20 protein-coding genes are annotated in these 21,947 nt (G+C 51.3%); 8 read left to right on the top strand and 12 right to left on the bottom strand.

Annotated elements, in window-relative coordinates; all coding sequences use genetic code 11:
- Both GE278_20600 and GE278_20595 read left to right on the top strand, forming a co-directional pair.
- Entirely contained in the window at window positions 1–3,318 is a 3,318-nt protein-coding gene (locus GE278_20600; protein QLK63003.1) for an HsdR family type I site-specific deoxyribonuclease, read from the top strand.
- A 7-nt stretch (window positions 3,319–3,325) separates the two neighbouring features.
- Window positions 3,326–4,105, top strand: coding sequence for a DUF45 domain-containing protein (locus GE278_20595; GenBank protein QLK63002.1), 780 nt, complete (start codon window positions 3,326–3,328; stop codon window positions 4,103–4,105).
- A gap of 13 nt (window positions 4,106–4,118) precedes the next feature.
- Here the strand turns inward: GE278_20595 and qnr are convergent, their stop codons facing one another.
- A complete protein-coding gene (gene qnr / locus GE278_20590) occupies window positions 4,119–4,775 on the bottom strand; it encodes a Qnr family pentapeptide repeat protein (protein ID QLK63365.1) in 657 nt (218 codons plus the stop codon).
- Between the two features lie 185 nt (window positions 4,776–4,960).
- Here qnr and dcp point away from each other — a divergent pair, with 185 nt between their 5' ends.
- Window positions 4,961–7,114 carry a peptidyl-dipeptidase Dcp gene (gene dcp / locus GE278_20585; protein QLK63001.1) on the top strand — a complete coding sequence of 718 codons (2,154 nt, stop codon included), beginning with the start codon at window positions 4,961–4,963 and terminating at the stop codon, window positions 7,112–7,114.
- Window positions 7,115–7,183: 69 nt separating this feature from the next.
- On the opposite strand, the gene GE278_20580 is transcribed toward dcp, so the two are convergent.
- From GE278_20580 to GE278_20570, 3 genes are all read right to left on the bottom strand, one after another.
- Window positions 7,184–7,720 (bottom strand): hypothetical protein, encoded by a 537-nt coding sequence (locus GE278_20580; GenBank protein ID QLK63000.1) that lies wholly within the window; start codon window positions 7,718–7,720, stop codon window positions 7,184–7,186.
- Between the two features lie 503 nt (window positions 7,721–8,223).
- Window positions 8,224–9,426 (bottom strand): MFS transporter, encoded by a 1,203-nt coding sequence (locus GE278_20575; GenBank protein ID QLK62999.1) that lies wholly within the window; start codon window positions 9,424–9,426, stop codon window positions 8,224–8,226.
- A gap of 125 nt (window positions 9,427–9,551) precedes the next feature.
- Window positions 9,552–10,253, bottom strand: coding sequence for a TetR family transcriptional regulator (locus tag GE278_20570; protein QLK62998.1), 702 nt, complete (start codon window positions 10,251–10,253; stop codon window positions 9,552–9,554).
- Window positions 10,254–10,337: 84 nt separating this feature from the next.
- On the opposite strand from GE278_20570, the gene GE278_20565 reads away from it, so the two are divergent.
- The 4 genes from GE278_20565 (at window position 10,338) to GE278_20550 (ending at window position 15,006) form a co-directional block, all read left to right on the top strand.
- Window positions 10,338–11,837 carry a DHA2 family efflux MFS transporter permease subunit gene (locus GE278_20565; GenBank protein ID QLK62997.1) on the top strand — a complete coding sequence of 500 codons (1,500 nt, stop codon included), beginning with the start codon at window positions 10,338–10,340 and terminating at the stop codon, window positions 11,835–11,837.
- A gap of 175 nt (window positions 11,838–12,012) precedes the next feature.
- Entirely contained in the window at window positions 12,013–12,399 is a 387-nt protein-coding gene (locus tag GE278_20560) for a hypothetical protein (protein ID QLK62996.1), read from the top strand.
- 28 nt (window positions 12,400–12,427) lie between these two features.
- Complete coding sequence (locus GE278_20555) at window positions 12,428–12,817, top strand: hypothetical protein (GenBank protein QLK62995.1); 390 nt, start codon at window positions 12,428–12,430, stop codon at window positions 12,815–12,817.
- A 356-nt stretch (window positions 12,818–13,173) separates the two neighbouring features.
- Window positions 13,174–15,006, top strand: a complete 1,833-nt coding sequence (locus GE278_20550; protein ID QLK62994.1) for an ATP-binding cassette domain-containing protein — start codon at window positions 13,174–13,176, stop codon at window positions 15,004–15,006.
- Here the strand turns inward: GE278_20550 and GE278_20545 are convergent.
- Together GE278_20545 and GE278_20540 are read right to left on the bottom strand one after the other, a co-directional pair.
- A complete protein-coding gene (locus GE278_20545; protein ID QLK62993.1) occupies window positions 15,003–16,133 on the bottom strand; it encodes a GNAT family N-acetyltransferase in 1,131 nt (376 codons plus the stop codon). The two genes, GE278_20550 and GE278_20545, sit on opposite strands and share 4 nt — an antisense overlap.
- A gap of 73 nt (window positions 16,134–16,206) precedes the next feature.
- Window positions 16,207–16,836: a carbonic anhydrase gene (locus tag GE278_20540; protein QLK62992.1), complete on the bottom strand. Its 630-nt coding sequence runs from the start codon at window positions 16,834–16,836 to the stop codon at window positions 16,207–16,209.
- A gap of 219 nt (window positions 16,837–17,055) precedes the next feature.
- Here GE278_20540 and msrA point away from each other — a divergent pair, with 219 nt between their 5' ends.
- Entirely contained in the window at window positions 17,056–17,598 is a 543-nt protein-coding gene (msrA, locus tag GE278_20535; protein ID QLK62991.1) for a peptide-methionine (S)-S-oxide reductase MsrA, read from the top strand.
- A 70-nt stretch (window positions 17,599–17,668) separates the two neighbouring features.
- Here the strand turns inward: msrA and GE278_20530 are convergent, their stop codons facing one another.
- From GE278_20530 to GE278_20505, 6 genes are all read right to left on the bottom strand, one after another.
- On the bottom strand, window positions 17,669–17,974 hold the full coding sequence (locus GE278_20530; GenBank protein QLK62990.1) for a hypothetical protein: 306 nt from the start codon (window positions 17,972–17,974) through the stop codon (window positions 17,669–17,671).
- Between the two features lie 22 nt (window positions 17,975–17,996).
- Window positions 17,997–19,262: a PTS sugar transporter subunit IIC gene (locus GE278_20525; GenBank protein ID QLK62989.1), complete on the bottom strand. Its 1,266-nt coding sequence runs from the start codon at window positions 19,260–19,262 to the stop codon at window positions 17,997–17,999.
- Between the two features lie 55 nt (window positions 19,263–19,317).
- Entirely contained in the window at window positions 19,318–19,623 is a 306-nt protein-coding gene (locus tag GE278_20520; GenBank protein ID QLK62988.1) for a PTS ascorbate transporter subunit IIB, read from the bottom strand.
- A gap of 66 nt (window positions 19,624–19,689) precedes the next feature.
- Window positions 19,690–20,133 (bottom strand): PTS mannitol transporter subunit IIA, encoded by a 444-nt coding sequence (gene cmtB / locus GE278_20515; GenBank protein ID QLK62987.1) that lies wholly within the window; start codon window positions 20,131–20,133, stop codon window positions 19,690–19,692.
- 208 nt (window positions 20,134–20,341) lie between these two features.
- Window positions 20,342–20,938 (bottom strand): AAA family ATPase, encoded by a 597-nt coding sequence (locus GE278_20510; GenBank protein ID QLK62986.1) that lies wholly within the window; start codon window positions 20,936–20,938, stop codon window positions 20,342–20,344.
- On the bottom strand, window positions 20,931–21,866 hold the full coding sequence (locus GE278_20505) for a tagatose-bisphosphate aldolase (protein QLK62985.1): 936 nt from the start codon (window positions 21,864–21,866) through the stop codon (window positions 20,931–20,933). The genes GE278_20510 and GE278_20505 overlap by 8 nt, the downstream gene beginning before the upstream one ends.
- Between the last annotated feature and the right edge of the window lie 81 nt (window positions 21,867–21,947).

Raw genomic sequence — 21,947 nt, 5'->3', positions numbered from 1 at the left:
ATGTCACAGCCTGAACCACAACCCCTGCCAAAGTTTGAAGAAGAGTACATCGCCAAATTACCGGCGCTGACGCTGATGACCAACATGGGCTGGGCGTTTCTTTCGCCCGAACAGGCGCTGGCGGCACGCGGTGGCAAGCTGGATCAGGTGGTATTGCGTGATGAATTGCACCGGGTGCTGAAAACCCGCCGTTTCCATTACGCCGGTTCTGAGCATCCCCTTTCTGAAAAATCTATCGAAAATATCATCAGCGAAGTGTGCAGCCCGGCGCTAAACGAAGGGCTCAGGCTGGCGAATCAGCGGATGCATAACCATTTGTTGTATGGCATTACCGTTACCGAGTTTGTCAATGGCAGGAAAACCAGCCAGACCGTTGAACTGGTGGACTGGAAAAATATCGCTAATAACAGCTTTCTGGTCACCGAAGAGTTTCGCGTGACCCGCACCGGTGGCATAGGTTCGTCGCATTATGATTGTCGCAAACCAGATATCGTCGGTTTTGTGAACGGCATTCCGATGGTGGTGATTGAGGCGAAGCGCCCGGTCAGCCAGGGCAAAAAAGGGCCAACTATCGAAGAAGGTATTTCCCAAAACCTGCGTAATCAGATGCACGACGAAATCCCGCATCTGTTCGTTTACAGCCAGATTCTGCTCTCCATTAATGGCAACGACGGGCGTTATGCGACTTGCGGAACGCCGCTGAAATTCTGGGGTGGCTGGCGCGAAGAGGACATCACTGACGCTGAAATGCTGGCGGTGAAGAACAAAAAACTGAACCCGCAGCAGGTCCGCGGCCTGTTCAGTCACCGTAAGCCGGAAGATTTAGACTGGTATCAGAACCTGATTTCCGGCGGTCAGCTGGCGGTGACCGGGCAGGATCAAATGCTCATCAGCCTGCTGCTTCCGGTACGTTTGCTGGAGATGACCCGCCTGTATACGCTGTTTGACACAAAAGTGGGCCGGGTGATTGCCCGCTATCAGCAGGTGTTTGGTATCAAACGGCTCACCGATCGCATCAAGCTCAAAAATGCGCAGGGTGGCCGTGAAGGGGGCGTTATCTGGCATACCACCGGTTCGGGCAAATCCCTGACGATGGTACTGTTCAGCAAAGCGCTGTTGTTAGATGAATCACTGAAAGCCTGCCGTTTCATCGTCGTCACAGACCGCGTGGATCTGCAAAGCCAGCTCAGCAAAAGCTTCGTGTCGGGCGGTGAGTTGGCGGGGAAAAATGATTATAAGCTTGCGATGGCAACGTCAGGCGCGCGTCTGGCGGAGCAAATCGGCCAGGGTAAACAGCGGATTATCTTCTCACTGATCCAGAAATTTACCTCGGCAACCGAATTACCCGAGTGCCATAACGACGATGCCAATATCGTGGTGCTGATCGACGAAGGCCACCGCAGTCAGGGCGGTGAAAATCACATCCGCATGAAGATGGCGCTGCCTAACGCGGCTTTCGTGGCCTTTACCGGTACGCCTCTGCTTAAAGACGATAAAACAACTAACAAATTCGGCCCGATTGTTCACGCCTATACCATGCAGCGCGCGGTGGAAGATAAAGCCGTCACGCCACTGTTATATGAAGAGCGCAAACCGGAACTGAATGTGAATGAGAAAGCCGTCGACAGCTGGTTTGACCGTATCACCGTGGGGCTGAGCGATGCGCAGCGTGCTGACCTGAAGCGTAAATATTCCCGTAAAGGCGCGGTGCAAAGCGCTGATGACCGTATCCGTCTGATTGCGCTGGACGTCGCTAACCACTTTAGTAAACACATTACCGGGGGCCTGAAAGGTCAGCTGGCGTGTGACAGCAAACTCTCCGCCATCAAATTTAAGCAGTATCTTGATGAAGCCGGTTTATTTGAATCTGCCGTTGTGATGAGCCCGCCGGATACCCGCGAAGGCAATACCGCTATCGATGAGGCAACGCTGCCGGAAGTGTCGAAGTGGTGGAAGGATAATGTCGGTAATCAGGATGAGCGGAAATATACTCAGCGGTTGATCGGCCGGTTCGAGAAAGATGAAAATCTGAAGCTGCTGATCGTGGTGGATAAATTACTCACCGGTTTTGATGAACCGCTGAACACCGTGCTGTACATCGATAAATCCCTCAAAGGGCATAATCTGATCCAGGCCATTGCCCGCGTAAACCGTCTGCATGATAAAAAGAAAGAAGGGCTGCTAATCGACTATCGCGGGGTACTGGCTGAGCTGGACACGACCATTGCCAAATATCAGGATCTGGCCTCCCGTACGCAGGGCGGCTATGACATCAACGACATCGACGGCCTTTATCATCAGATGAGCAGTGAATACAAGCGCCTGCCGCTGCTGTACAGAACGCTGTGGGCAATCTTTGACGCGGTGCCGAATAAAAGCGATACCGAGCAACTGCGTCAGGCTCTGGTACCTAAAATGGAGCAGCGCAACGGCGAGTTTGTCGATATTCACCTGAAGGCACGTGAAGATTTCTACGAGGCACTGAGTGAGTTTGCCAGTTGCCTGAAAGTGGCTTTGCAGTCAGCGACGTTCTTCGAGGACAACGATTTTACCGATGCTGACCGGAATCATTACAAAGATACGGTGAGGCAGCTTTCGCAGTTACGCCGGCAGATTAAAGAAGATGCGGGTGAAACGGTAGATTATGACGAGTACGCCGAACAGGTGAAAAAACTGCTGGATAAGCATGTCGTTGGCGTGCAGATCCAAGAGCCCGAGGCCGTGTACGACGTGTCAAAAATGGGGCGGCAAAAACCTAAAGCGCCGGATACCTCCTGGTCTGAAGATAAAACGCGTAACGAAACCGATATTATCAAAACCCGTGTGACGAAAATGATTGAGCAGGAGTTGCATGACGACCCGTATGCGCGGGAAAAATTCTCTGTTCTGTTATTAAAAACCATTGAGGAAGCGGAAAAACAGTTCGATCATCCGGCAAAACAATATTTGCTCTACACCGAGTTTATGCAGGATGTCGAAAACCGCCGGTTGCAGGATATCCCCGATGCCTTTGGCAGCAATAAACACGCGCAGGCCTATTACGGCGTCTTTAAAAAAACGCTGCCGCAAGTTTTTGCTGGTGCGGATCAACAGATCGAAAAGAAATGGGTAGAACTGGCTTTTATCGTTGATACAGCAGTCGATCGCGCGGTGACTGAAAACTCGATTAACACGCAAAATATTGAAGCGGAGATCCGCAAAAACCTGCTCACGATGTTGTTTCATGAATGCAAACGGGTGGGCGCAGGTATCCATCAGGTGAATATGATTGTCGAAAGCGTGGTGCAAATCACCCGCGTTGGCTTATCTGGCATATAAGGGAAATATGAGCGTAAGAATTGCGGTTCCCCGGCCACGTAAATATTCGCCTGATCGGTGCTTTCACTATGGCGATGAGCGCATTTGCTTTGAAATCAGCACCCGGCGCAGTCAGATAAGTAAGGTGTTGATCAAAGTGCATCCGGATTGTCGGGTGCAGGTGGCTGCGCCGGAAAACAGTTCCGATGAAGAAGTGCTCGGTGCGGTTAAAAAACGCGGACGCTGGATCTGGCAACAACTGCGGGATTTTCGCGCCCAGCAGGAGCATCTGACCGAACGGCAATATATCAGCGGTGAAAGCCATTATTATCTCGGCAAACAATATATGCTGAAAATCCTGGTGGAGCCGCAAGAGAAGCCACGGGTCAAAATGCTGCGCGGTAAGCTTGAAATTACAGTGCGGGAAAAGAATCCCGAGCGCATCCGCGTTTTGCTCAATGAATGGTACAAAGACCGCGCGAAAGAGGTATTTGCCAGAAGGCTGGAGGAAATGCTCGGGCAGGCGCTATGGGTCAGTGAGCGGCCACCTTTACGTGTGCAAACCATGCAAACTCAGTGGGGAAGTTGTTCACCGCAGGGGCGCATCACTCTGAACCCGCATCTGGTGAAAGCGCCGCGTGAAAGTATTGACTACGTGATTTTGCATGAGCTTTGTCATCTGGCAGAACATAACCACAGCGAACAGTTTTACCGGCTGATGAAGCAGGTCATGCCGCACTGGGAGAAAATTAAAACTCATCTCGATAGTATGGCGGCGGTTCTGCTCAATGGCAGTCATTCGGCGTAAGGGACAAACTTCCTTACTTCGAATGAATCACAATCACGCCTAATTTCTCCAGCAAATGACTTTGCTGCCAGTCATCGATTTTCACGCCGTCGAGATCGACCTTGCGGAGATTCAGTTCGCCAAGGTCTGAGTTCGTCAGGTCACAATGGGTGATGTTCACATTGTTCCAGTCGAATTCAGTGAATTCACCGCCGGAAAGATCGGAGCCGCTGAGGTTCGCGCCTTGCACATTCGCGCCGGTCCAGCGGTTTTCCCACAGCTCACATTTCTCCAGAATGACTTTGCTGAAGTTCGCGTAGCTGAAGTTGTTTTTAGTCATGAACGCGCTGCAAAACCAGGTGCGTGAGGTGATCATATTCATAAAACTGGCACCGCTGAAATCTGCGCCTGTGGCTTTGCATTCGCGGATCTCCAGACTCAGCGCCTGAATATTCTTGAAATCGGCCATGGTTAAATCGCAGTTTTTGAAACTGGCGTCTTTCAGCTGTGCATGCTGAAAAGAGCAGCCTGCCTGCGTTTCATCATCGTAGAAAATACAGTTCACAAAGGCGATTTCAGACAGATCAGTGCTGTCGAAACGGCAGCGCAAAAACCGGCAGTCATGAAATGTTTCGCCCGTCAGCTGTTTCTGGCTAAACCGCTGGTCGCTGAAAGTCTGGTCTTTAATCATCTCATTCTCTGTCATTTTTCCCGCCGCGAAGAGCCTTATCCTGACAGAAAATACAGATCGAAAATATGGAACCTGCCTCGTAATAACACGATTTACTTAAGTATTCACTTTGCCGAATCGCGGTCAGGTGACTATTCTCAATGACTTAACGGAGTACATCTTTCAATCAGCTAAGGAAGACTGAAATGCGTCTGTCCATCCTCTTTATGGCAACCAGTCTGGCGCTCAGCCAGTACGCAATGGCGGCAGAATCCGCGCCGCCCGCCACGCAGGAGCACGTCATGAATCACGCTATCAACGCCGATAATCCGTTTTTAAAACCCAGCCCGCTTGAGTATCAGGCACCGCAATTTACTCTCTATAAAGACAGCGATTATGAACCTGCGCTGCTTGAAGGTATTCGTCAGAAACTGGCTGAAGTGGATAAAATTGCCGACGACACTTCCCCGCCGACGTTTGAGAATACGTACGTCGCGCTGGAAAAATCCGGGGTGATGTTGCAGCGCGTGCAGAACATCTTTGGCGCGATGACCGGGGCGAATACCGACGATACGCTGCAAAAAATAGATGAAGACATGTCGCCGAAGCTCGCCGCGATGGAAGACACCATTCATCTCAACAGCAAGTTATTTGCGCGGCTGAAAGCGGTCTACGATCAGCGCGCGTCGCTAAAACTCGATGCCGAATCTCAGCGTCTGATCGAGGTGACATACAAGGATTTTGAGCTGTCGGGCGCGAATCTGTCCGATGCGGATAAAGACAAACTTAAAGCCCTTAATCAGCAGGCGGCGACGCTCAGCACCCAGTTCACCAATAAATTGCTGGCAGCGACCAAGAATGGCGGGCTGATGCTTAAGGATAAAAGTCAGCTGGCCGGGCTGAGTGATGCCGAGATTGCCGCAGCGGCTCAGGCGGCGAAGGACCGCAAGCTGGATAATGCCTGGCTGCTGGTGTTGCAAAACACCACGCAGCAACCGTTGTTGCAGTCGCTGAAGGATCGTGACGTTCGCAAAGGGTTATATGACGCCTCTGTCAGGCGTGCTGAGTATGGTGACAAGAATGATACCCGCGAGCTGATTTCGAAACTGGCCAAAGTCCGCGCCGAACAGGCCAAAGTGTTGGGGTTCCCGAGCTATGCCGCCTGGAAACTGGAAGACCAGATGGCGAAAACGCCTCAGGCTGCGCTGGATTTTATGCACAAAATTGTTCCGGCAGCGACCGCCCGTGCAGAGCGTGAGGCGAAAGATATTCAGTCGCAGATTGATAAACAGCACGGCGATTTTAAAGTCGCAGCGTGGGACTGGCAGTTTTATGCCCAGCAGGTACGCAAAGAGAAATATGACCTCGACGACGCGCAGATCAAACCCTATTTTGAGCTGAATAATGTGCTGGAAAACGGCGTCTTCTATGCAGCGAACCTGTTGTACGGCATCACTTTTAAAGAGCGCAAGGATCTGCCGGTCTATAACCCGGATGTGCGCGTTTTTGAGGTGTTCGATAAAGACGGTAAATCGATGGCACTGTTCTACGCAGACTATTTCCAGCGCGATAATAAAGGCGGTGGCGCGTGGATGAGTAACTACGTCGATCAGTCCAGACTGCTGGGCACCAAACCGGTGATTTACAACGTAGCTAATTTCCAGAAACCGGCGGCGGGGCAACCGGCGTTGCTGTCGTGGGATGACGTGATCACGATGTTCCATGAGTTCGGCCACACCCTGCACGGCCTGTTTGCCGATCAGCAATATCCGAGCCTGTCCGGCACTGCGACGCCACGCGATTTTGTTGAATTCCCGTCGCAGTTCAACGAGCACTGGGCGAGTGATCCAAAAGTGTTTACTCACTTCGCTAAACATTATCAGACCGGTGAAGTGATGCCGCAGGCATTGCAGGACAAAATCGAGAAGGCCAATAAGTTTAATAAAGGCTATGACATGACCGAACTGCTGGCCGCGGCGTTGCTCGATATGCACTGGCACAGCCTGAGCGCGAACGATCCGGAGCAGGATGTCGATAAGTTTGAAGCCGATTCCCTCGCTAAGGACAAAGTCAATCTGGCTTACGTTCCGCCGCGTTACCGTTCCAGCTACTTCCAGCACATTTGGGGTAATGGTTACGCCGCCGGGTATTACGCCTACCTGTGGACCGAAATGCTGGCCGACGATGCCTTCGCGGGTATCACCGAGCAGGGGGGGCTGACGCGGGAGAATGGGCAGAAATTCCGCGATCAAATCCTCTCGCGCGGTAACAGCGAAGATTTGGAAAAACTCTATGAAACATGGCGCGGTAAAGCACCGTCTATTGAGCCGATGCTGAAGAACAGGGGGCTGGAAGAATAACGGAAAAGAATGATGAACGGCGGGTGTGGGTAGGATACCCGCCGTTTTTAAGCTCTTCATTCTCTTCGTTTATTTAAGCGATAAGCGGGCAATTGTCAGGTGAGGTGCATTTTTGCGAGAATAATATTTTTCCATTATCCAACTCCGAAGTTTTAACTTAGATTCTTCTTCATTGTGACTAAAGCATTCAAACTCGCCATTGTTAGCATCAAATACTCGATAAGTTTTCTGATTAACGGATACGCCTATGCAGTGGAAAAAATCCACATCATTTACGACGGCTACAAAATAGAACCCATTCTTATTATCTTGATGAATTCTTTGACCTTCATAGCACCGAAGTAACTTTTCATCTGTTGATTTGTAACGATCGCTTTTTAATACCAACATTTGTCCCAGCGTGAGCCAGGTAAAGTCACAGTATGCCCGTTGACGGGAAAAGAAACGATGAACCTCTTTATAATATTGCTTGTCTTTTCTGGTTGCTGACATTTCGTTCATTAGCCAGTCCTGAGTCATCGCAAAACAAACTCCATTTTGTAAATTGCTTTCGTTAGTTAAATTTTCCAGGTATCGATCTTGATTTAATGGGAAATTCCTTTTCATATTGCCCTCTGGCTTGTAAACACATTATTCGTTGTTTAACTGACTGTTTTTACAGGCGAGTGTTATTTAATAATACACTGAAAATAGTGAGTTATCTCGCCTCAAGACGGTCTCACTCATATCATCTGGCGTCTTGATGACTTTCATTTAAGAGATGAAAATTAAAAATCCGATATGCATTATAGATAATAGAGCGATGTATGCAATGATGGAAATAAATTGATCAGACGAATAGATGGGATGCAATTAATTAATATTTCACATGTTAATTAATTTAAAGTTAATTGCGTGAGTTTTGACTTTATTCAGGCACTTTATTTAGGTGGTTTTTTAAACTCAGAAAAAATATGAGTCGTAAATTTCAGGCGCGCAGTTGGATACCCGTTATGTATCCGGGAGCAGATCCTCTGCTCCATCTCGTTCTTCACCAGACGGAGCAGAGAATCGCCCTGATGCTAAAAAAGCCTAATGGCGACTCACTAAAAACAGACGCTCGCAGGAGTTTAATGGGAGCCCTGCGCCGCCAGCCTGTGCCCCATCCAGAAGAATACCAGCCCGGCAACTGAGGCTGCGATCAGTGCGATAAACATCACCGGCGGTGCGGCGTAGCTGAGCAGGAAGCCGCACATGACCGGGTTAATCGCGCCGCCGAGATTGCTCAGGTTTTGCATGCCGTAGTAGCTGCCTTTCATGTTTTCCGGGGCAATAAAGTCGATAAACATGTATTCCACCGGAATGACGATCAGCTCGCCAAAGCTGAAAATTGCCATCGCAATCATCCAGAACAGTACGGATTCTCCTGCGGTCATAAACCCGATCAGCCCGACGATAAAGAATATCGTGCCGAGGAACAGCCATTTCAGCAACGTTTGCTGTTTCATCCTACTGCTTAAAACGTACTGGAAGGCGATAACAATCACGGCATTCGTAATCATCACCGCGCCAATGATTTTGTAGGCAAATTCCGCATTTGAAACCAGTATCAGATATTGCGAGAGATAACCGGCAAACTGGCCGAAGACTACTGAGCCGAGCGTGCTGCCCAGTGTGAAGTAAATCAGGCGGCGATCGCGGGCGAGAATGCCCAGCGTCTGGCGCAAATTGGGTTTTGGCAGCGGTTTTTGTTCCTGCCCGGTCTGCGGCGGTTTGTGAGGAATATTGCGCAGTCCCCAGCCGAGTGAAATCACTGTACCGAGAGCCAGTGCGCCGGAAATCACAAACGGTAGCATCGGGCTGAACCCCGCCAGCCATACGCCCAGGGATGAACCGACCGCCCAGCCGACATTTACCAGCGTGTAGTTCATCGAAAATGCCTTCACCCGTTTCTCGATCGGCAGCCAGCTGGCGATACAGGCTTTGAGGGTAATGCTCAGCAGCGCGTAAGAGGTGTTCAGCAACGCCAGCACCAGCAGCACCCCGGTGACGTTCGGCAGCGCCGGCAGCAATAAAAAGCTGAGACCGAAAGAGCTGATGGATACGGTGATCAGCGTGCGGTGATTGAATCTGTCTACCAGATAACCGGCATACAGGCCGCTGAGAATGCCGATCGCCAGACTGGCACCGAGGATAATCCCGACGCTTTTCGGCAGCAGATGGTAGTGCTCAGTCAGGTAAATCGTGATGAACGGCAGTGTGACCCCTCGTCCGATAGTAAGCACTAACGAACTGGCGAGCAACGCGAGGATCAGCGGCGGCATTCCCTTCATTCTTAAGGCATTCCCTATGTATTGATGGTGACGGATAGCCAGTGATAATAGTCGAGTCTGCGCAGTATTTTTCGATACAAAAATAAGAGAATGAAGAGAGATTACCGTAACTGTAAGGGTTCAGCTTATGGCTTCTGCGGTGCAACGCCATGGAAGAGCAAGACGGAGACATGTTTGCGCAGCGCTTCGGGGGAAATCGGTGATGCGGCGCCCTGGCGCATTTTCATTGAGGCGAGCGGGAACAGCGTCAGGCCGAACAGGGTGATGAACAGCAGCGCCGGATCGAGGTCCGGATTCAGGCGACCTTCGGCCTGCCAGCGGGTGATGCAGTCGTGCACGATTTTGCGGTTCTTATCACCATTACGTTCTTCCATCCGCTTTTTCAACATTCCACTTTCGCTGATGACTTCCCGCACCCAAAGCGGGGCGACCCACGGATATTTTACCGCTGCATCGATCATGCACTGCGCCATCGAGGTGATTGCCATCAGCGGATCATCGGCATGGGTATCAAAGATATCGCTGAAACCGGCGCGCACCGGCTGAAAACGCTCCTCGATGAGGACGTCCAGCAACTGCTCGCGGGTATTGAAATAGTAATGCAGCATCGCGGTGGTCACGCCCGCCTCTTTGGCTATCATGCTCAGCGGCGTTTCGGCGATACCGGACTGGGCGAAGAGTTTCAGGGCGGCATCCAGCAGCAGTTCACGCTTATCCACGCCTTTTTTAACCCCGCTCGGGCGACCCGGACGGCGTGGGGTTATCACACCTTCCTTTTGAACCTTTTGTGCTGTCGTCGCTTTTTCTAAGATTTTTCTGTCTGTCATGAGCGGGGTGATCCATTGACCGGATGAAAGTGATGCGTCAATATTAATTATACAGTTAATTAATTACAAGTCAGGATTGCATTGATGACAACTATGAATTCGGCGCAGAGCGAAGTGACGCAAACGAAGCCGTCGATCAAGCTTCTGTTCTCTGCGCTGTTACTGGTGATGCTGCTGGCCGCACTCGACCAGACCATTGTCTCGACGGCGTTGCCGACTATCGTCGGTGAGCTGGGCGGGCTGGATCAGCTCTCGTGGGTGGTAACGTCCTATCTGCTGGCGTCGACTATCGTGGTGCCGCTGTACGGCAAGTTCGGGGACTTGCTGGGCCGCAAGATCGTATTGCAAACGGCGATTGTGGTGTTCCTGCTCGGCTCGGTTCTGTGCGGGCTGGCGCAGAATATGACCCAGCTGATCCTCATGCGTGCATTGCAGGGGCTGGGCGGCGGCGGGCTGATGGTAGTGACCATGGCGGCGGTGGGTGATGTGATCCCGCCGGCTGAGCGTGGAAAATATCAGGGGCTGTTCGGCGGGGTGTTCGGGCTGGCGACGGTCATCGGTCCGCTGATCGGTGGTTTTCTGGTTGAGCACATGTCGTGGCGCTGGATTTTCTATATCAACCTGCCGCTGGGGATTTTTGCGTTGCTGGTGATCGGCGTCGCGCTGAAATCCCAAACCGCGCGCATTCGCCACGAAATCGACTTCCTTGGCGCGGCGTATCTCGCGGCGGCGCTGACCAGCATCATTCTGTTTACCAGCGAAGGCGGCACGGTCTATCAGTGGTCGGATCCGCAGCTGTGGTGCATTCTGGCGTTTGGCGTGGTGACGCTCGGTGGTTTTATTTACGAAGAGACACTGGCGGCGGAGCCGATCATTCCGCTCGGGCTGTTCCGTGACCGCACGTTTCTGCTGAGCTGCGCCATCAGCTTTATCATCGGCATGTCGCTGATGGGCTCGATGACCTTTCTGCCGCTCTATTTGCAGGTGGTTAAAGGCTCGTCCCCGTCGCAGGCCGGTATGCAGCTGCTGCCGCTGATGGGTGCGCTGCTGGTCAGTTCGATTGTCAGTGGACGCATCATCAGCCGGGTTGGCCGCTACCGGATGTTCCCGATTTTCGGCACCCTGCTGAGTTTTATCGGCATGCTGATGCTTGGCAATCTCAAACTGAGCACCACGCTGCCGCAGCTGTATCTATATATCGGCGTCCTCGGCTTCGGGCTGGGCATGGTTATGCAGGTGCTGGTGCTGGCGGTGCAAAACTCGGTGTCGATGAAACAACTGGGTGTGGCGACTTCCAGCGTCACGCTGTTCCGTTCTATCGGTGGCTCTATCGGCGTGGCGGCGTTCGGCGCACTGTTCACCCACGGTTTACGGACGCAGCTGGAGAAACTGATCCCAGCAGGCACCCAGCTTCCGCACTCACTGGGTGCGCAGGCGGTACAGCAACTCCCGCCAGCAATCCGCGATGATTATTTACAGGCATTCGCCTCAGCACTGCACTCTGTGTATCAGATTTCCGCCGGTGTGATGGTGCTGGCATTTGTGTTGTCGCTGTTGCAAAAAGATGCGGTGCTGAAGAAATAATGATGAGATAAATATCTTTCTGCGGTGATGAGTTTTGGATTCATGCCGCAGACAGAATTATCAATCTAGATAGTGCCTGGTTGCATTGGGTGAACACTGATCATCATTTTTCAAAGGGTTTGTTGAACAGACGGAAGTCAGAGTTAAATGTTTTCCACAATGGAGTCTATGCCCGATGAAAAAAATACTATTGTCATTTCTTATCATGGGCTCTGTGGCTTGTCACGCTGAAGGCTATAAGCTGCACACCGGACATCCAGACTTTGAGGGTAAACGTTTTGATATTGATTTAAAATACAATTGTCCTGAAGGCGAAATGACTTGCAAGGACGTTGATTATGACGGGATTAATAAGAAAACAGGCGCGAGACTACATCTCAAAGGCCGCGTAATGTTCAATTCTCATAGCTATGATTTTCAGGGGTATATATTTGACAACGGGGATTATAGTTATGTTCTGAATCCTGATAATTCTAAAGAAACAGATTCAGGACAAGTTTGGATTTTAAACGTATTTTATAAAGACAAGGTCATAGCAACTGATGAAGGTGTTATGCAGTAATTTTTTCCTTCGAAAAGGTGTGTAATTTATGAAAAAAACAATGTTAATAGCATTTATATTCCTGTGTAGCATGAATTGTTTTGCGCAAGACTACAGGCTTCATCCCGGAATTCCCGATTTCGAAGGGCATCATTTTGATATAGATATTAAGGTTAATTGTCCGGAAGGTGAAATTGAATGTGATGATGTAAGTTACGATGGAATCAATAAAAAAACGGGAGCACGACTGCATCTGAAAGGTCGGGTTATCACAAACTACTACAGTCATGATTTTCGGGGGTTTGAATTCAAAAACGGAAACTATATATATACATTACGCCCTCATTCAGCAGCATCAAATGATGAAACTCAAATATGGAATTTAAATGTTTCCCTGCATGATAAGATTATCGCTACTGATCAAGGTATTATGCATTAATTTCTAAATCCATTTGAAAATGCCATTTGAAGTTCCCCCAATGGCATTCGTCTCCTCTACATGACTCTGTCAATCCATAAGCTATAGCCTGATGTTCCGGCGATATGATGCGTGACATCTTCATGATATAGATGTTTTAGCATGGACTGAATGTTGGAAATGAGATCCAAATCGGGTTGAGGTTTATTTCAATATCAATAACACAACTTTTTATACTATTTATTGAATAATAAGAATGCATGTTTTTAATAGGTAGAATACAAAAAATACTCTACGCTTATAGGTTCTGTTACGTTATAAAAGCCAGAACATCAGAGCAGGACAGCCCTGACGATAAATTACTTAAGAGGTGTGCCATGCTGTTTCGCCGTTTCGAGCGAATGATCGACATCTTCCGTGAGGCGCCGGGTGGGGAGCCGCCGGGCAAAGTCTTTCCTTTCTATCTCTATTATCTGCGTCAGGTCTGGCCGAGTTTTGCCGTGCTGCTGGTGGTCGGGCTGGTGGCGTCGCTGATTGAAGTGTCGCTGTTCAGTTATCTCAGCCAGATTATTGATCTCACGAAAGATACGCCGCCCGGCAGTTTCTTCTCCGAACATATGGGGGAACTCCTCTGGATGGCGGCGGTGGCGATGATCCTGCGGCCAGTGTTTTTCGGGCTGAACGACTTGCTGGTGCATCAGACTTTGACACCGGGCATGACCAGCATGGTGCGCTGGCAAAACCACAAATATGTGCTTAAGCAGAGCCTGAACTTCTTCCAGAGTGATTTTGCCGGGCGTATTGCCCAACGCATCATGCAGACCGGCAGCTCGCTGCGGGATTCAGCGGTACAGATGGTCGATGCAATCTGGCACGTGGTGATTTACGCCGCGAGTGCGCTGTTCCTGTTCGCCGAAGCCGACTGGCGGCTGATGATCCCGCTGATTATCTGGATTTTCTGCTACGCCATTTGCCTGTGGTTCTTCGTGCCGCGCGTGAAGCAACGTTCGGTGGAATCCTCCGAGGCGCGCTCGAAACTGATGGGCTGTATCGTCGATGGCTACACCAATATCGCGACGCTCAAACTGTTCGCCCACAGCGACCTGGAGCAGCAATATGCCCGTGATGCGATCACCGAACAGACTTACAAAACGCAGCTGGCGGGCCGTTTGCTCACCGGTATGGCGTTCGCCATTACCACACTGAACGGTTTGCTGATTGTCGCGAGTACCGGGCTCGCACTGTGGCTGTGGACGCAGTCGCTGATCTCCGTTGGGGCGATTGCGCTGGCAACCGGACTGGTTATTCGCATTGTGAATATGTCAGGTTGGATCATGTGGGTGGTGAACGGGATATTCGAGAATATCGGTACAGTTCAGGACGGCCTGCACACCATCGCGCAGCCGCTGACCGTCACGGATAAACCGCAGGCGAAGGCGCTGAAAGTCGATCGCGGTGCGATCCACTTCGATCATATTAACTTTAATTACGGGAAGGGCGCGCCGGTGATTCAGAATCTGGATCTGGGGATCCGCCCCGGTGAGAAGATCGGTCTTATCGGGCCTTCCGGCGCGGGGAAATCGACGCTGGTGAACCTCCTGCTGCGCCTGTATGACATCGATGGTGGCCGCATTCTGATTGATGAGCAGAACATCGCCGATGTCACGCAGGAAAGTCTGCGTGCGCAAATCGGGATGATCACGCAGGATACCTCGCTGCTGCACCGCTCCATTCGCGATAACCTGCTTTATGGCAGGCCGGGCGCGACGGAAGAGGAGTTGTTGCAGGCAGTCCGGCAGGCGCGTGCCGATGAGTTCATTCCGCAACTCTATGATTCACTGGGCAGAACCGGGCTGGATGCACACGTCGGCGAGCGTGGGGTGAAACTGTCCGGCGGGCAGCGTCAGCGCATCGCGATTGCGCGCGTGTTACTGAAAAATGCGCCGATTCTGATCATGGATGAAGCCACGTCGGCGCTGGATTCCGAAGTGGAAGCGGCGATTCAGGAAAGTCTGGAAACGCTGATGGGCGGCAAAACGGTGATCGCCATCGCGCACCGCTTGTCGACGATTGCCAAAATGGACCGTCTGGTGGTGCTGGAGAAAGGGCAGATTGTCGAGATGGGCAATCACGCCGAATTGCTGGCGCACGGCGGGCTTTATGCCCGTTTATGGCAGCATCAGACCGGCGGCTTTGTCGGGATGGATTAAGGTTCGGCGCTGTGCCTGTAGGGCAGCATCTCACGGGCTTCATCAGCCCAGCGCTGCACGCCGGCACGCTCTTCCACTAAGAAATCTTCTACAGCATCGCGCAGACCCGGATGCCGTAAATAGTGCCACGAGTCGGTGATCACCGGCTCAAAGCCACGCAGTAATTTGTGTTCGCCCTGAGCCCCGGCGTCAAACCGTGCCAGCCCGCTGGCAATCGCATATTCCATTCCCTGGTAAAAGCAGGTTTCGAAATGCAGGCGGTCAAACTCGGCGAGGCATCCCCAGTAACGTCCGTAAAATGTATCTCCGCTGATCAAACTGAACGCCATCGCGACGTCGCGGCCATTTTGCTGCGCGACGACCAGACGGATCGCCTCCGGCATCCGCTGCGCCAGCAGGCTGAAAAAATCGCGGGTCAGGTAGGGAGACTGGCCACGTACCGCGTAGGTATTGCTGTAGCAGCGGTAGACAAAATCCCACTGTGCCTCAGTCACTTCTGCCCCTTTTAACCAGACAAATTCGATGCCCTGCGCCGCGATCTGTTCGCGCTCTTTGCGAAACTGCTTTCGTTTACGTGAGGTAAGGGCGTCGAGATAATCCTGAAAATCGCGGTAGCCGCGGTTTTGCCAGTGATACTGGCAGCCGAGCCGGTGCTGCCACACGGCTTCTTCGCCGAGCAGCCGGTTGGCGCGGGTATCGGTGAAATTGATGTGCGCGCCGGTCAGGGCGTTTTCGACGAGATATTCCGGCAACGCCTGTAAAAGACTGACGGCGGCAGCTTCATCGCCGAGCAAACGTGCGCCTGTCACCGGACTGAAGGGTACCGCGCCGAGCCATTTCGGATAATAGGCAATGCCCGAACGCTGGCAGGCATCCGCCCAGCCCTGATCAAACACGTATTCACCATATGAATGACGCTTGCGATAACCCGGAATGGCGGCACGGATTTCACCGTTTTCCTGCCACACCAGATGTTCGGGCTGCCAGCCTGAATTTGGCCCGAGGCTGCCGCTCTGTTCCAGCGTGGATAAAAACGCGTGGCTAAGAAACGGTTGTTGCGCAGGCACCAGCGCGTCCCACTGTGCGGCGAGTAAATCGGCCAGACGATTTAACGCGGTTATCGGCATGAGCTTATCCGGTGAGAAAGTGGGCGGGGTCGGGCGGTCAGCCGGGGGCTATTCGGCCCCCGGAGCAGAGGTATTATGACGCGGTGACTTCCGGATTATCGGAGAGCGAGATGAAAGTCTTGCCGTCATAGGCTTCAATCGAGCCGGATTCAATATCATAAACCCAGCCGTGCAGGGTAATTTCGCCTTTGGCTAAAGCGACCGCCACACAAGGATGCGTGCGCAGATTGCCGAGCTGTGCGACCACATTCTGATGCACCATCCCGTTTACGCGGGCTTCCGGTGTTTCATGTTCAGTGGCTTCGTTGATGGCTTTTGCCGCATCCGAATAACGCAGCCAGTGGGCGACCGCAGGCATGTGATCCAGACAGGTGCAGTTGGCGATTGCGCTCATTGCCCCACAGTTGGAATGCCCGCAGATGACAATATCCTTTATGCCCAGTGCTTTAACGGCATACTCGACGGTAGCGGAAACACCGCCAGGCTCAGGCCCAAATGGAGGCACGATATTACCGGCATTACGGATAACAAACAGTTCACCCGGTTCACGCTGGGTGACTAATTCCGGTACCAGCCTGCTGTCTGAACACGAAATAAAAAGTGTTTTAGGATTTTGATTTAATGCGAGCTTTTTGAAGAGCTTAGAGCGTTGGGGGAACGCTTCTTTTTGGAATCTGAGGAAACCTTCAATAACGTCTTTCATATGGGAATTCCATGTATTTCAATCGCAATGATACTGCCACGAATAAATAAGCAGATCAATCAGACGTAATACCACTATTATTTATAAGGTAAATGACTTTATCCATAAAGATGCTTTGACCTTCCTGATAAATACCAGTGGGCTTTATTTTGTTGTGATACCTTTATCCTTATATTTATGCCCTCATATTTACCTTGTACTCAACGTGAAGGAGTCTTTATGACAATCGAATACGCTATTTTCGGCGGCGGCTGCTTCTGGTGTACTGAAGCGGTATTTAAAGACGTCATCGGCGTAGAGTCGGTAGAAAGTGTCTATACCGGCGGTGCGCGGCCAAATCCGACATATGAGCAAGTTTGCAGTGGTGCAACTGGCCACGCGGAAGCCATCCGTGTGGGTTTTGACCCCGAAAAACTCAGCTACGGTGACTTGCTGGATATCCACTTTGTCACGCACGACCCGACCCAGCTTAATCGTCAGGGTAACGACGTCGGCACGCAATATCGTTCGGTCATTTTCCCTGTCAATGATGTGCAAAAGGCCGAAGCAGAAGCCGCCATTCTGCGCGCGCAGCCAGATCACAGTCAGCCGATTGTGACCAGCATCGAACCGCTTGGCGAAGTTTATGTGGCCGAAGGCTATCACCAGAATTATTGGGATGGCGCGGGTCAGCAGAACCGCTATTGCATGGCGGTGATCCCACCTAAATTGCAGAAATTGCGTAAGAGTTTTGCACAGCGCACAAAGTCGCTGAATCCTTAAGATTATCGATAGCTTTAAAAAAGCAAAAGCCAGAACATCGTGTTCTGGCTTTTTTCATTTATTCGTCCGCTCAGAATCCGTAGCGGATCGCGTCCTTACTTTGCTGCATCAGTGCATCAATCTTCTGGGAATAGGTTTCCAGCCCTTTGCCGTCACCGGCTTGTGAGCACTCACGTCGGCGCGCGTTGTACGCTTTCATCAGCTGAGCCTGCGCAACGCCGGGCTTGCCGTAACAGGCCATGCTTTGTTCCCAGCAGGCGATGGCGGCGTCCAGTTCCTGTTGTTGCTGATACTGTTTTCCCAGCTCGTTGAGCGCTTTGGCCGATTCCTGCGGTGGCAGCTGCTGCGCTAAAATTTGCTCAATGCGTGTATCCATCTCTGAAAATCCTCAGGTTCGCTTAGTGGAAGAAGTTGAGAATATGGCCGAACACCAGCCCGACGCTGATAACGTCCGAGTCACTGAACGTCACGTTCGAGAACCCGAATTTGCCGAGCAGTGGTAACAACAGCGCCGGTAGTAAGGTGATAAACAGCCCGTGGAAGATGCCGCCGATAATCGCGCCGCGACGCCCGCCCACGGCGTTACCAAAGATCCCCGCCGTACCGCCTGCGAAGAAGTTGGTCAACATGCCCGGTAAAATCATCGCAAGCCCCAGGCTCGGGAACAGGAACATGCCGATGACGGAGCCGATAGTGGTGGAAATAAACCCGATGATGACTGCGTTCGGGGCATAGGGGAACAGCACCGGGCAATCGAGCGCCGGAATGGCGTTCGGAACGATGCGCAGGGCGATCCCGCGGAAGGCGGGGACGATTTCAGCCAGCAGCAGGCGGACACCGGAAAGCAGCACATACACGCCCACGACAAACTGTACTGATTGCAGGAAGGCGTAGACCAGATAGTTGACGCCATTAGAGAACGGTGCGACCACGTCCGGACCGGCGGCGATAGCGGGGATGAGATAAATCGGGATCATCACCACCATCATCGACAGATAGGTATCCTGCAGGAACGAGAAGGCTTGCGGTAGCTCGAAATCTTCGGTGCTTTTGCTGACGTCACCGGTGACTTTCGCCACCCCAGCCTGCACGATATAGCCAATTGTGCAGAAATGGCCGAGCGCAAAGTCATCCGAACCGGTAATTTTGCGCACAATCGGCTGTGCCAGTACTGGCATCCCCACCGCCATCACACCGGCGATCACGCCGCCGGTAATGATCAGCTCCGCACCGCGCAGCCCACCCATATAGCCGATGACCGAGCAAACGGTCGCCATCCATAAGGAAGCCTGACCGGTCAGGAAGATATATTTAAAGCGCGTCAGGCGGGCTATCAGAATATTGACGATAAACGCCAGCACCATAATTAATGCGGTTTCTCGCCCAAGTGTTTGTTGGGCTATTCCGGCAATCGACCCGACATCAGTCACGACACCGCGCATATTAAAGCCTTTCTGGAATATTTCACCCAGAAAGGTCAGTGCATTCACAATAATTCCTGCGCCGGAAAGTAAGACTAAAAATCCCAGCAATGTTTTTAATGTGCCGGTGATAATTTGTCCGGGGCTTTTTTTCAATGCGATCAAACCGATCATCGCAATCAGCGATATTAATATTGATGCCTGGCCTAATACATCATTAACAATAAAGTGAAGGAAAGACATAAGCGTCCCCTGTAGTAGAGATGTAGAGTTGTTCTATTGGATAATTGTATTTTTATTATTGGACGGCAAGAAGACCCATTTCCTGAAGTACCGGCGTCAGCTTGGTTTTAATCTCATTCTTATCCACCAGTCGTTTGAGATAAATAATATTGGCTTTGATGGTGTAATGCTGGAACTGTGAGCGAAAATTTTCACCGGTCATAATAATATCGGCACGGGTGGAGGTAGCGCTGGAGATATCACAGTGTGATAAATCCGCTTCGACGCCTAAATCTTTTAAGGCGGCTTCGATACTCATTTCACAGGCGAAGCTGCTGCCCAGGCCTGCGCCGCACACAGCTAAAATCGATAATCTTTTCATGAGAATTCCTTACGCATTTTGTAGGTGATGAATAACGAGTTATGTTCATATCTCTTCACTTCACGTCTAAAACTGTCGGATGATCTCTAATGCTTCCTGCTTGTTATTACTCTCTTTTAATTTTTTCCCCGCCTCGTCATCGCAGAACAGATGAGAAAGACTGGCGATCATTTCAATGTGCGAGTGGCTGTCAACGGCGGCCAGAGCGAAAATAACGTAAACCGGATCGTTATCTTCACTGCCGAACTCGACGCCTTCTGAAACAATTACCAGCGATAGCGCCGTTCTGATAACTCCTTCTTCCGGCCGGGCGTGAGGCATCGCAATACCTTCGCCCAATACATAATAAGGACCGATTTCCCGATGCATGTCATATATCGCCTGCAGATAACGGCTTTCTGCCGCACCGGAATCAATTAACGGCTGCACCGCTAATGCCACGGCACTTTTCCAGTCATCAGTTTTCGGAATTATCTGGGTATTATTTTCGTTGATCCAGTCGCTTAACATATTACCTCATCATATGAATAGGGCCTTTTCTCAGTATGATATTTAAATTAAATAAAAACTGTGATCTGTCCAACCCTGTTTGCTATTAATTAAACTTTCATTTATCAAAGATAAGAATGTAAAACGATGTGTCGTAATAAATGAGTGAGCCAAAAAACACACATCCGTCTGTTTCTTTGTTCAGTAACGTAATCTCTCCCCGTTTAATTTATTGCGTTTGTGTATGGAATGAATTCATTATCCATTCATGAATAACAACAATATTTACAGGCCTATTTTCATCGATATTATTCTGATCGAGAGAATATACCGGCCCAAGCGCCATGGGCAGCGCATTTCCTGCAAGAATTTTTAATTCGGGAATATATTCTGCCCCGACATGTCCCGGTAACCGTTCGGCCAGCCGTGAAGAAAAACGGTCAGCCACGCGTTCTGCATCAATCTTGCACCAGATTTCCACCAACTGCGTCACGCCCGCCTGTTGCAGATATCCCTGCAAAACGTCTTTTGGCTGGAAACCGAACCAGGCATCGACAATAAAGGTGCTGCCCTGTGGCGCTGTGGCGATGATATCCCAAATCACCTGATAGCTGGCCTGACCCAGCACGCGGTTAAACGGGCGATCGACATTTTGCAGCCGCTGAAGAAACGGATTTTTGATGCCATCCAGCGACAGTTGCAGCCAGCCGCTGCGTTCAGAAAGCTCAACGGCGAGCCGGCTTTTGCCCGATGCGGGGATCCCGTTGACCAGGACAACGCGTTTTCCGGCAAAGCCATTTCGTGAGGCGCTTCTGTGTTCAGACATGTTCCACCTGTTCAGTTTGGTTGTGCGCCGGTGCGCGGAAATACTGTTGGATAACGGCCTGAAGTTCGTTCAGACGCGGCACGGCGAGCGATTCCAGTCGGGATTTGGTCGCGCTGCGGTCAAGCGAAATGCAGTCTTTCCACAGTGAACGCCCGGCGATGACGCCCGATGCCCCTTCGCTCATTGCGTCAGCCACTTGCTTGAGGAAAGTCGTGTGATCAACGCCCGCTGACAGCACCGCCCACGGCACGTCGCCCGCCAGCGTGGTGATATCTGCACAAGCCTGTCTGGAGCCAGGATAAGGCAGTTTCAGCACTTTCGCGCCGCATTCCAGACAAATCTTCGTCCCACCATAAATCAGTGACGGGACTTTTTCCTTATATTCTTCCTCGGTTTCGTTATCGAGTTTGTAGGTCAGGAACTCCACCACCAACAGCAGGTCTTCGCGGGCAAAATCGTCGATGCACTGACGCAGGATTTCAATGTTATGGCGGTTGGCGGCTTCCTGATCGCCGCGCAAATACACCATGATTTTTCCGCCGGTCGCGCCCAACTCACGGACACGTCGCGCATCCACATTGGCAACCAGCCGTGACAGACGGTAGCCTTCCGGCGAGTTATCCCAGCCCGACGCATCCAGGCCGATCAGCAGGGCGGTGTCGCGGGCAATAATGCCGTCGTCCACCAGTTGCGGCACGGCACACACCGGATCAACCAGCACACACGAGGCTTTGCTGGCGAGATATTGGGTGATGTCCGCTTTAATAAGGCCGAGTTCGTGTTCTGAAATCGCGGATTGTTGCTGAGGGTCGCTGGCCAGCAGGCTGCGCATGGCACCGCGCTGGTCACAGGCGATCACCAGCATCGCGCCATTTTTCCCACAAATCTGCTGATAGCTGCGTAATTCTGAAGTAGACATTTTTGACATGGAACTCTCCTTTGCGTGAAATTTATTACAGATTAAAAAATCTCGATTACACTGGACGTTCTGTCTTAACCCCGGACCAAA

The sequence above is a fragment of the Enterobacteriaceae bacterium Kacie_13 genome (assembly GCA_013457415.1).
Taxonomy (GTDB): Bacteria; Pseudomonadota; Gammaproteobacteria; order Enterobacterales; family Enterobacteriaceae; genus Rahnella.
The sequence above is the reverse complement of the archived record's forward strand: the minus strand, read 5'-3'. Positions and strand labels throughout refer to the sequence as shown.

Coding starts and splice junctions, on each gene's coding strand:
- GE278_20600 (QLK63003.1), top strand. CDS start 1: ATGTCACAGCCTGAACCACAACCCCTGCCAAAGTTTGAAGAAGAGTAC.
- GE278_20595 (QLK63002.1), top strand. CDS start 3,326: ATGAGCGTAAGAATTGCGGTTCCCCGGCCACGTAAATATTCGCCTGAT.
- qnr (QLK63365.1), bottom strand. CDS start 4,775: ATGATTAAAGACCAGACTTTCAGCGACCAGCGGTTTAGCCAGAAACAG.
- dcp (QLK63001.1), top strand. CDS start 4,961: ATGCGTCTGTCCATCCTCTTTATGGCAACCAGTCTGGCGCTCAGCCAG.
- GE278_20580 (QLK63000.1), bottom strand. CDS start 7,720: ATGAAAAGGAATTTCCCATTAAATCAAGATCGATACCTGGAAAATTTA.
- GE278_20575 (QLK62999.1), bottom strand. CDS start 9,426: ATGAAGGGAATGCCGCCGCTGATCCTCGCGTTGCTCGCCAGTTCGTTA.
- GE278_20570 (QLK62998.1), bottom strand. CDS start 10,253: ATGACAGACAGAAAAATCTTAGAAAAAGCGACGACAGCACAAAAGGTT.
- GE278_20565 (QLK62997.1), top strand. CDS start 10,338: ATGACAACTATGAATTCGGCGCAGAGCGAAGTGACGCAAACGAAGCCG.
- GE278_20560 (QLK62996.1), top strand. CDS start 12,013: ATGAAAAAAATACTATTGTCATTTCTTATCATGGGCTCTGTGGCTTGT.
- GE278_20555 (QLK62995.1), top strand. CDS start 12,428: ATGAAAAAAACAATGTTAATAGCATTTATATTCCTGTGTAGCATGAAT.
- GE278_20550 (QLK62994.1), top strand. CDS start 13,174: ATGCTGTTTCGCCGTTTCGAGCGAATGATCGACATCTTCCGTGAGGCG.
- GE278_20545 (QLK62993.1), bottom strand. CDS start 16,133: ATGCCGATAACCGCGTTAAATCGTCTGGCCGATTTACTCGCCGCACAG.
- GE278_20540 (QLK62992.1), bottom strand. CDS start 16,836: ATGAAAGACGTTATTGAAGGTTTCCTCAGATTCCAAAAAGAAGCGTTC.
- msrA (QLK62991.1), top strand. CDS start 17,056: ATGACAATCGAATACGCTATTTTCGGCGGCGGCTGCTTCTGGTGTACT.
- GE278_20530 (QLK62990.1), bottom strand. CDS start 17,974: ATGGATACACGCATTGAGCAAATTTTAGCGCAGCAGCTGCCACCGCAG.
- GE278_20525 (QLK62989.1), bottom strand. CDS start 19,262: ATGTCTTTCCTTCACTTTATTGTTAATGATGTATTAGGCCAGGCATCA.
- GE278_20520 (QLK62988.1), bottom strand. CDS start 19,623: ATGAAAAGATTATCGATTTTAGCTGTGTGCGGCGCAGGCCTGGGCAGC.
- cmtB (QLK62987.1), bottom strand. CDS start 20,133: ATGTTAAGCGACTGGATCAACGAAAATAATACCCAGATAATTCCGAAA.
- GE278_20510 (QLK62986.1), bottom strand. CDS start 20,938: ATGTCTGAACACAGAAGCGCCTCACGAAATGGCTTTGCCGGAAAACGC.
- GE278_20505 (QLK62985.1), bottom strand. CDS start 21,866: ATGTCAAAAATGTCTACTTCAGAATTACGCAGCTATCAGCAGATTTGT.